Source organism: Usitatibacter rugosus (genome assembly GCF_013003965.1).
Taxonomy (GTDB): Bacteria; Pseudomonadota; Gammaproteobacteria; order Burkholderiales; family Usitatibacteraceae; genus Usitatibacter; species Usitatibacter rugosus.
Genome location: NZ_CP053069.1, coordinates 1,683,540 through 1,692,663, shown reverse-complemented (window position 1 = coordinate 1,692,663; position 9,124 = coordinate 1,683,540). Strand labels below are relative to the sequence as shown.

The window sequence follows — 9,124 nt, the reverse complement described above, 5'->3', positions numbered from 1 at the left end:
TCCTGACTTCAGGAGGCAACCAATGAAGAAGCTGCTCACCGCAACCGTGATCTCGGCCCTGGGCCTTGCCAGCGGCGCCGCCCTGGCGCGCCCGTACGGCGACATGGGGCGCGTGATCGAAGCCCGTCCCGTCTACGAATCCGTCGCCACCACCACCCAGCAGTGCTGGACGCAGCCGGTGACACGAGTCGAGACGCAATACGTCCCGCAAACCAGCGGTGCCGGTGCCGTGCTCGGCGCGCTGGTCGGCGGTGCCCTCGGCGCGCAGGCCGGTGACCGCCACCATGGCCGCGACCACGGCGCCACCGTGGCCGGCGCGCTCATCGGCGGCCTGATCGGCAACGCGGTCGAAGGCTCGCGCAGCCCCGCGTATGCGCAGCCCGTGGCGTACACGCAACCCGTGCAGCGCTGCCGCCCGGTGCAGTCGGTCGCCAACCGCGTCGTCGCGTACGACGTGCGCTACGAGTATCGCGGCCGTGAGTACCGCACGCGCACCGTCCAGGCGCCCGGCCCGTACATCCCGGTCAACGTCGCGGTGTATGGGCGCCCGGCGCCGGTTGCGCCGGTGTACGTGCGCGGCTACGGCTACTGAGCTGCGTGACGAACGAGGGTCGGCCGCTTCGGGCCGATCCCGTAGGCCAGCTCGGCGGGCTCCTCCGCATCCCAGATCGCGAAGTCGGCCCGCTTCCCCACCCCCAGCACTCCGCAGTCATCGAGACCCAACGCCGCCGCGCCGTGGCACGTGGCGCCCGCGAGCGCCTCTTCGGGCGTCATGCCGAAGAGCGAGCACGCCAGGTGGATCATGAGGGTGAGCGATGTCGTGGGCGATGTGCCCGGGTTGGAGTCGGTCGCAATGGCCATCGGCACGCCGCGCTTTCGCAGCAGCTCCACCGGCGGCAGGCGCGTCTCGCGAAGGAAGTGAAAGGCTCCGGGCAGCATGACGGCCACGGTGCCCGCCTTCGCCATCGCTTCGATACCCGCTTCGCCCGTGTACTCCAGGTGATCGGCGGATAACGCACCGTACTCCGCGGCCAACGCCGCGCCGGCGAGATCCGAGAGCTGGTCGGCGTGCAGCTTCACCGGCAATCCGTGCGCGCGCGCCGCTTCGAAGACGCGGCGCACTTGTCCCGGGGTGAAGCCGATGCCCTCGCAAAACGCGTCCACCGCATCCGCAAGCCCGGCCATCGCCGCCTGCGGGATCATCTGCTCGCACACGAGGTCGACGTACTCGTCGGCCCGGCCCTTGAACTCGGGCGGCAGCGCATGAGCACCGAGGAGCGTCGTGCGGATGCGGACCGGACGGCCGTCCTGCAGGCCGCGCGCGACGCGAAGGCATCGAAGCTCGTTCTCGACGTCGAGGCCGTAGCCGGACTTGATCTCCACCACGCCCACGCCTTCGGCCACCAGGGCATCGAGGCGCTTCGCGGTCTGCGCGGACAGCGCTTCGTCGCTGGCGGCGCGCGTGGCGCGCATGGTCGAGGCGATGCCGCCGCCGGCCTTCGAGATCTGCTGGTACGTCGAGCCCTCGAGGCGCATCTCGTACTCGCGCGCCCGGTTGCCGGCATACACGAGGTGCGTGTGGCAATCGACCAGCAGCGGCGTCACCAGCGCACCCTTCGCGTCGATGCGCTCGCCGGCCGCGACCTCGGGCAGCGCCGTGGAGCCGGTGGGACCCATCCAGCGAATCCGCCCGCCCTCGGCGAAGATCGCGCCGTCTTCGATGAGGCCGTAGCGGCCGCCGCGCATCGTCGCGATGCGCCCGTGCAGGAGGAGGAGACGGTCCATGGAGGCCGTATCATAGCGCCCCATGACGAAAGCACTTTTCGCGCGCGATGCGCTGCTGCCCACCGGATGGACACGCGACGTCCTGCTCGAATGGAACGACGCGGGCGAGCTCACGCGCGTGTCACCCGGGGCAAGCGCAGCCGATGCGCCTGCCGCCCCCGGTCCGTTGTTGGCCGGCATGCCGAACCTCCATTCGCACGCGTTCCAGCGCGCGATGGCCGGTCTCGCCGAGACGCGCGGCCATCCCACCGACGACTTCTGGACCTGGCGCGAGGCGATGTACCACCTCGTCACCACGCTGGAGCCGGAGGATGTCGGCGCGATCTCCCTGCAGCTCTACGTCGAAATGCTGAAGCAGGGCTATACCTCGGTCGCGGAGTTCCACTACCTGCAGCACGATCGCGCCGGAGTCCCGTATGCGGATCGCGCCGAGCTCGCCGAGCGGGTGATCGCCTCGGCGCAGGCGAGCGGCATCGCGATGACGTTGCTGCCGGTGCTCTACACGCACGGCGGCTTCGGCCACCGGCCGCTCAACGCGGCGCAGAAGCGCTTCGGCGGCAATGCCGAATCGATCGCAGCGCTGCTACGTGATCTCGTCGATCGCCATGCCGGCACGCCGCTGCTGCACTTCGGAGTCGCGCCGCACTCGGCCCGAGCCGTCGATGCCGTGCAGCTGACCGACCTGATGCAGGCCATGGAGGGCATCGACGCCACCGCGCCCATCCACATGCACGCCTCGGAGCAGACCGGCGAGGTGCGCGAATGCTTCGAGACGCAGGGCGTGACCCCGATCCACTGGATCATGGACCTGGTGGATGTCGACCGCCGCTGGTGTTTCGTGCACTCGACGCATGCGACCGAGGAGGAACGCGAGCGCATGCGCGAGGCCGGTGTCGTCGCGGGCCTGTGTCCCATGACCGAGGCCAACCTCGGCGACGGCATCTTCCCGTTCGAGGAGCACTTCGCGCTCGGCGGGCGCTGGGGCGTGGGCGGCGACAGCCACGTGTCGCGCAGCCCCTTCGAAGAGCTCCGCGCATTGGAGTACAGCCAGCGGCTCTCGAGGCGCGTTCGCAACGTGACGGCAAGCGAGGCGGTACCCGACGTGGCCGCCAATCTCTGGCAGGGCGCGTGCGCCGGCGGCGCCCAAGCCCTGGGGCAGCCGGTGGGAATGATCGCCGTGGGCCGGCGCGCCGATCTCGTGGTGCTCGATGCCGAAGGCCCCGATTTCGAATCGCTCGCGGCATCCCCCGCCCTCGCGGTCGCCATGTTCTCGGGCATCCCCGCGCCGGTGCGCGACGTCTACGTGGGCGGCGTGCGCGTGGTGCACGACGGGCATCACGAAGCCGAGGAAACAGCGCGCGAAAATTTCCGCTCCGCCCTCAAAAGGGTGCGGAACGGGGGGCGTTTGTAGGACGGACTCCTACGAGAGGTGTCAGCAGAGTCCGATACACCCCGCGCGTCCCCGGAAGCGACACTCCCTTCAAGAAAGCCCATCCAGGGCTCCATGGAGTGGACATGGCCACGACGCACGACGCCTCGCATCGCACGTACGGCTTCCAGCCGGCGGTCCTCGATGCCCGCACGCAGGTCGTCTATCCGTGCCGCTACGAAGACGGCCGGCTCGCGCCCTTCCACATCTTCGACGGCCTTCCCGACGAGGTCGCGCCCCGGCACGGCACCTCGGCCCCGCCCGAAGACGAGAAGCCCCGGCTCGTGTGCGGCTTCCTCATGGCAGGCCGTTTCGTGACGCGCGAGGAAGTGCTGGCCCTGCCGCAGCGGTGAGCCCGGGCGCCATTGGCACCGCCAATCGCGCGAATCGGAACAACCAATTGGACTTCGGCCTCCAACGAGGCATAGGCTGGGCTCACCCAGCCGGATATCCGTTCGGTTCTCACTGAGGAGGCAGCCCGATGAAACCCCTTAAAGGCACCAAGACCCACGACAACCTCAAGGCCGCGTTCGCCGGCGAATCCCAGGCGAATCGCCGCTATCTCTACTTCGCAAACAAGGCCGACGTCGAAGGCCAGAACGATGTCGCCGCGCTGTTCCGCTCGACGGCGGAAGGCGAAACCGGCCACGCGCACGGCCACCTCGACTATCTCGCCCAGGTGGGCGATCCCGCGACCGATCTTCCGATCGGCTCGTCGCGCCAGAACCTGAAGGCCGCCGTCGCCGGCGAGACGCACGAGTACACCGACATGTACCCGGGCATGGCGAAGTCCGCCCGCGCCGAAGCCTTCGACGAGATCGCCGACTGGTTCGAGACGCTCGCCAAGGCGGAACGCTCCCACGCGAACCGCTTCCAGAAGGCCCTGGACCAGCTCTCCGACTAACCCACCGCAAAACCGGGGTCAGAGTAGAGTTTTTTCTTCACGGCGCAGGGCGTGAAGAAAACTCCACTCTGACCCCGGTTTTGATTTATCTCCCGACACCATGACCGTGCGAGAAGGCAGCCTCGAGGCGCCCACGCGCCATCCGATCGACTGGCAGAACCCCGAGTACTACGACAAGGGGAAGGCCTTCGCGGAGATGGAGCGCGTGTTCGACATCTGCCACGGATGCCGGCGGTGCGTGAGCCTCTGCGCTTCGTTCCCCACGCTCTTCGACCTGGTCGACGAGAGCTCCACGATGGAAGTGGACGGCGTGAAGAAGGAGGACTACTGGAAGGTCGTGGACCAGTGCTACCTCTGCGACGTCTGCTACATGACCAAGTGCCCCTACGTTCCGCCGCATCCGTGGAACGTGGACTTCCCGCACCTCATGCTGCGCGCCAAGGCGATCCAGCATCGCGAAGGCACGCCGCACAAGTGGCGCGACACGCAGCTCTCCAGCACCGACCGCAACGGCAAGCTCGCGACCATCCCGGTCGTCGTGCAGTTCGTGAATGCCGCGGCCAAGATGAAGCCGATGCGCGCGCTGGGCGAGAAGGTCCTCGGCGTCGACAAGGATGCGTGGCTGCCGGAGTTCGCCGCGAAGCCCTTCCGCAAGCACGCGCTCTCGAACATGACTCCGCCGGTGAAGGATGGGACGCGCACGCCGGGCAAGGTGGCGATCTTCTCCACCTGCTACATGAACTACAACGAGCCCGGCATCGGCCACGACCTGCTGAAGGTCCTCGACCACAACTCGATCGCCTACGAGATCGTCGAGAAGGAGGCGTGCTGCGGCATGCCGAAGCTCGAGCAGGGCGATCTCGATGCGGTGGCGGCGCTGAAGGACAAGAACGTCCCGGTGCTGGCCCGCTACGCGCGCGAGGGCTACGCCATCCTCACGCCGATTCCCTCCTGCACGCTCATGTTCAAGCAGGAGCTGCCGCTCATGTTCCCCGCCGACGCGGACCTGAAGGCGATCCAGGAGGCGATGTTCGATCCCTTCGAATACCTCGTGCTGCGCAACAAGGACGGCCTGCTCAAGAATGAATTCCCGACCGCGCTGGGGAAGGTCTCGTACCACATCCCCTGCCACTCGCGCGTGCAGAACGTGGGCCAGAAGACGCGCGAGGCGCTGGAGCTGGTGCCCGGCACCGAGGTCAAGGTGATCGAGCGTTGCTCTGGACACGCCGGCACCTACGGCGTGAAGAAGGAGTACCACGCCACGGCGATGAAGATCGGACGGCCGGTGTTTCGCCAGGTCGCCGAGTTCGAGCCGAATTACTTTTCGTCCGACTGCGCCCTCGCCGGCCACCACATCGAGCAGGGCCTGGGCGAGGACAAGAAGAACGCCCAGCTGAAGCATCCCCTCACGCTCCTCCGCATGGCCTATGGCCTGCCCGACTGAGCCGACTCATCCGTGTTTATCCGTGTTTATCCGCGGACAACGCTTTTCGCCTTAGGGTTTTGAACATGAAGATCGCCAGAGAAAGCCTGATGACCCTGGAGGCCTACGCGAAATCGCGAAAGGACTTCCGCGCCAAGGTCATCGCCCACAAGAAATCCCGCACCGTCCACCTGGGCGACCACGTGACGCTCCTCTTCGAGGACGAGCTCACGATCCGCTACCAGGTGCAGGAGATGCTGCGCATCGAGAAGATCTTCGAGGAGGAAGGCATCCAGGACGAGCTCGATGCCTACAACCCGCTGATCCCCGACGGGCGCAACTTCAAGGCCACGATGCTGATCGAGTACGAAGACGTGAATGAACGCGCCGCCGCGCTCGCCAAGATGAAGGGCATCGAGGACCGCACCTGGGTGCAGGTCGAAGGCAGCAGCAAGGTCTACGCGATCGCCGACGAAGACCTCGACCGCGAGAACGAGACGAAGACGTCGTCCGTGCACTTCGTGCGCTTCGAGCTCACGAAGGAGATGGCCGAATCGCTCAAGTACGGTGTGGCGCTCGCCATGGGCGTCGACCACGACGCCTACACCGTGTCCCTCGATCCCCTGCCCGCCGAAACCCGCGCGGCCCTGGTGAAAGACCTCACCTAGAAATGAATGGGGTCAGACTCCATTCATTCTTGGAACGGCAGGCTAAATGGAGTCTGACCCCATTCATTCTTTGATCTGCAGGCTAAATGGAGTCTGACCCCATTCATTTTCGGCTGCCGAGGATGGCGCCGCCGAGGATGAGGACCATCGCCACGATGGAGAGCGGTGTCAGCGCGCCGCCGCCGAAGAGCACCAGCAGCAACGTGGAGAGCAGCGGCGTGAGGTAGGCGAGGTTGCCGAGCGCGCGCGGGTCACCGCGCTTCAACGCCCGGTCCCACAGGAAAAACGCGAGGCCCATCGGTCCGAATCCGAGCGCGGCGATGAACGGCCACTCCGGGGCTTTCGGGACATAGGACGGCTCGAAGATCGCGTGGCACGCGAGCGCGAGCACGCCCGACAGCGCGCAGAACCACGCCACGTACCCCGTGGGGAAATGCGAGAAGCGCCGGGTCGCGAGCGAGTACGTGGACCAGATCACCGCCGAGGCGAGCGCGAACGCATAGCCCAGCCACGCCCCCTGCCCCAGCGATCCCGCGCTCGAAGCGATCAGCAGCGCGGCGCCGCTGAATCCCACCAGTGCGGCGATCCCGTGCCGCGTGCTCCACGCGATGCCCGGCACGATCACCGGTGCGAGCACGACGATCAGCAGCGGCCAGAGGTAATTCACGAGGTTCGCTTCCACGGGCGGAGCGAGCCGGAGCGCCAGGAACAGGAAGAAGTGGAAGCCGAAGAGGCCGTACACGCCGAGTGCGAGCGCGGCGGCCGGCGGCGGCTTGTGGCGAAACGCCTTGAAGCCGACGAGCGAGCCCATCAGGAGCGCCAGGCCCGTCAGCAGGAAGGGCGGAACGGCGGTCACCCGCGTCGAGATCGCCGCCAGCGTGCCCCAGAGCCCGATCGCTCCCAGGGCCAGCAGCGCGGCGCTCGCTCGACGGGGATCGACCGCGTCGCTCACGCCGTGTCGCTCACAGGCGCGCGATGTCCGGCATGGCAGCCCCGCCCAGCCAGGTGCGCGCGTACGCCTGGCGTGCGGACTTCTCCGCCGCCGCATCGCCCTTGCGCTTGTAGACCTCGGCCAGCCCCGCGAGCGCCCAGCCGTTGTTGCGCACGCGGCCGAGCGAATCGCGCAGCGCCTTCTCGGCCGCCTCGAGCCTGCCCTGCCGCAGGTACACCGAGCCCAGCGACTGGCGGATGGGGTAGTACCAATAGGCGGGCTCGGTATAGGCGAGCGAGTCCTCCACGACGATCGCCTCCTCGTACGCTTTCGCGGCGGCCGAGAGATCGCCCTGCGCGTCGGCCAACCGCCCGGTGGCGACGAGGCGCGCGGTCTGCACGATCTCCTTGCCGGGCACGTTCCAGTCCGCGTACGGCTTGAACTCCGCCTTCTGCTCGATCGCGGCCAGGGCGTCGATCTCCTTGCGGGCGTTCGGGAAGTCCTTCTTCTGCGCGAACGCGATCGCGCGCGTGTAGTGGCTCATCGAGCGCACGAGCACCTGTTCCGCGGGCGGCGCCTTCAGCGCGAGGATCGTGTCCGCGTCGCTGAACATGGCGTGCGCGAGGAACGGAGCCGCCTTCACCGGCTCCAGCACCGCGAAGGCCTTGATCACCTCGTCGGGCAGCGAGGCGTCGAGCTTGCCCGCGGCATCCAGCGCCGTGCGTCCGTCGCCGCCCATCAGCGCGGAGACCAGCACGAAATGGATGTTGTGCGGGTAGTACGCCGACTTGTACATCGGGTCCGACGGAGAGCTCTTGAAGTAGCGTTCGTCCGCCGCGATCGCGCGGCGATTGGCCTCGAGCGATTCCTTGTAGAGCCCCACGCGGAAGTAGATGTGCGCGGGCATGTGCACGATGTGCCCCGCGCCCGGCATGAGCGAAGCCAGGCGGCGCGCGTGCGGCAGCGCCTTCTCGGGCTTCGTCGACGCTTCGACGGCGTGGATATAAAGGTGGATTGCGCCGGGGTGGCTGGGATTGCGCGCGAGCACCTTTTCCAGCGTGCCGACGATCTCGCCCGCGCGGCCCTTCGGCTTGGCGCCCGCGGCATCCCAGTAGTCCCAGGGCTGCGTGTCCATCACGGACTCCGCATAGAGCGTGAGGACGGTGTCGTCCGCGGGGTACTTCGCCGCGACGGCCTTCATCGCATCGGCGAACGCGGTCTCGAGCGGAGCGCGATCCGCCTTGGCATCGGCCGTGTAGCGAACCTTCAGGGCCTCGATCAGCGCACGGTCCTTCGCGGGCGCACCGGCCGAGAGCTCGACGGCCTTCGCCAGTGCGGCCATCGCCGGCGCGATCGCCTCCGGCATCATCGGCGCGTTGATGTTGGGCCCGAGCACGAAGGCCTCGCCCCAGTACGCCATCGCGAGCTTCGGGTCTTCGCGCTGAGCGGCCTGGAAGGCGCGCTGCGCCTCCGCATGGTTGAACGCAAACGCCCAACGCAAGCCCTGGTCGAAATAGGCCTGCGCTTTCTTGTGGGTCGTGCCCACCTTGAAGGTGAGCGTGCCGAGGTTGTCGTACAGCGGCACGTCGCCGCCGGCGGCCTTCATGGGTTGCGGCTTGAACGGCTGCGTCTCGGTCTTCGCGAGCATCAGCTTCTGCAGCAGGCCCGGGCGGCCGGAGGTGCCGGGCTCGCAGGCGACACCGGGCTCGGCGAAGAGCGGATCGTAGGCGACCGGATCGCGGTCTCCGGCCGTGACGCGGCTCGCATAAAGGGTCGCGGATGCGATCACCCCGGCCGCGGCCAGGGCCAGCGCCACGCGACGCAGGGAAGGGTGGGGAACGTCGTTTTGGTCTTGGGAAGCCATGGAAATGTCCTTCGGGGTTGCGTCTGGACCGAACTATACCAACCAGTTGGTATGTTGGAAAGCCCTGTTACTACTGAAAATTCAGCACTTCTTGCTAATTGTCCGTATACAACATACCTT

The 9,124-nt window shown here is 67.4% G+C and carries 9 protein-coding genes; 6 read left to right on the top strand and 3 right to left on the bottom strand.

What is annotated here, in order from left to right:
* Window positions 1-22: 22 nt before the first annotated feature.
* Window positions 23-592, top strand: a complete 570-nt coding sequence (locus DSM104443_RS08335; RefSeq protein WP_171091202.1) for a glycine zipper 2TM domain-containing protein — start codon at window positions 23-25, stop codon at window positions 590-592.
* Here DSM104443_RS08335 and hutI read toward each other — a convergent pair.
* Window positions 586-1,785 carry an imidazolonepropionase gene (gene hutI / locus DSM104443_RS08330; RefSeq protein ID WP_171091199.1) on the bottom strand — a complete coding sequence of 400 codons (1,200 nt, stop codon included), beginning with the start codon at window positions 1,783-1,785 and terminating at the stop codon, window positions 586-588. The two genes, DSM104443_RS08335 and hutI, sit on opposite strands and share 7 nt — an antisense overlap.
* A 22-nt stretch (window positions 1,786-1,807) precedes the next feature.
* Here hutI and DSM104443_RS08325 point away from each other — a divergent pair, with 22 nt between their 5' ends.
* From DSM104443_RS08325 to DSM104443_RS08305, 5 genes are all read left to right on the top strand, one after another.
* Window positions 1,808-3,196 carry a formimidoylglutamate deiminase gene (locus tag DSM104443_RS08325; RefSeq protein ID WP_171091197.1) on the top strand — a complete coding sequence of 463 codons (1,389 nt, stop codon included), beginning with the start codon at window positions 1,808-1,810 and terminating at the stop codon, window positions 3,194-3,196.
* Between the two features lie 104 nt (window positions 3,197-3,300).
* A complete protein-coding gene (locus tag DSM104443_RS08320) occupies window positions 3,301-3,567 on the top strand; it encodes a hypothetical protein (RefSeq protein WP_171091196.1) in 267 nt (88 codons plus the stop codon).
* Between the two features lie 128 nt (window positions 3,568-3,695).
* Window positions 3,696-4,118 carry a rubrerythrin family protein gene (locus tag DSM104443_RS08315; RefSeq protein ID WP_171091194.1) on the top strand — a complete coding sequence of 141 codons (423 nt, stop codon included), beginning with the start codon at window positions 3,696-3,698 and terminating at the stop codon, window positions 4,116-4,118.
* 100 nt (window positions 4,119-4,218) lie between these two features.
* On the top strand, window positions 4,219-5,562 hold the full coding sequence (locus DSM104443_RS08310) for a heterodisulfide reductase-related iron-sulfur binding cluster (RefSeq protein WP_171091192.1): 1,344 nt from the start codon (window positions 4,219-4,221) through the stop codon (window positions 5,560-5,562).
* Window positions 5,563-5,627: 65 nt separating this feature from the next.
* A complete protein-coding gene (locus tag DSM104443_RS08305) occupies window positions 5,628-6,209 on the top strand; it encodes a DUF3501 family protein (RefSeq protein ID WP_171091191.1) in 582 nt (193 codons plus the stop codon).
* A 103-nt stretch (window positions 6,210-6,312) separates the two neighbouring features.
* On the opposite strand, the gene DSM104443_RS08300 is transcribed toward DSM104443_RS08305, so the two are convergent.
* The gene (locus DSM104443_RS08300; protein ID WP_212757041.1) at window positions 6,313-7,161 is read right to left on the bottom strand and encodes a DMT family transporter; all 849 of its coding nucleotides are present in this window, start codon (window positions 7,159-7,161) and stop codon (window positions 6,313-6,315) included.
* A gap of 10 nt (window positions 7,162-7,171) precedes the next feature.
* Window positions 7,172-9,004: a tetratricopeptide repeat protein gene (locus DSM104443_RS08295; RefSeq protein WP_171091189.1), complete on the bottom strand. Its 1,833-nt coding sequence runs from the start codon at window positions 9,002-9,004 to the stop codon at window positions 7,172-7,174.
* Between the last annotated feature and the right edge of the window lie 120 nt (window positions 9,005-9,124).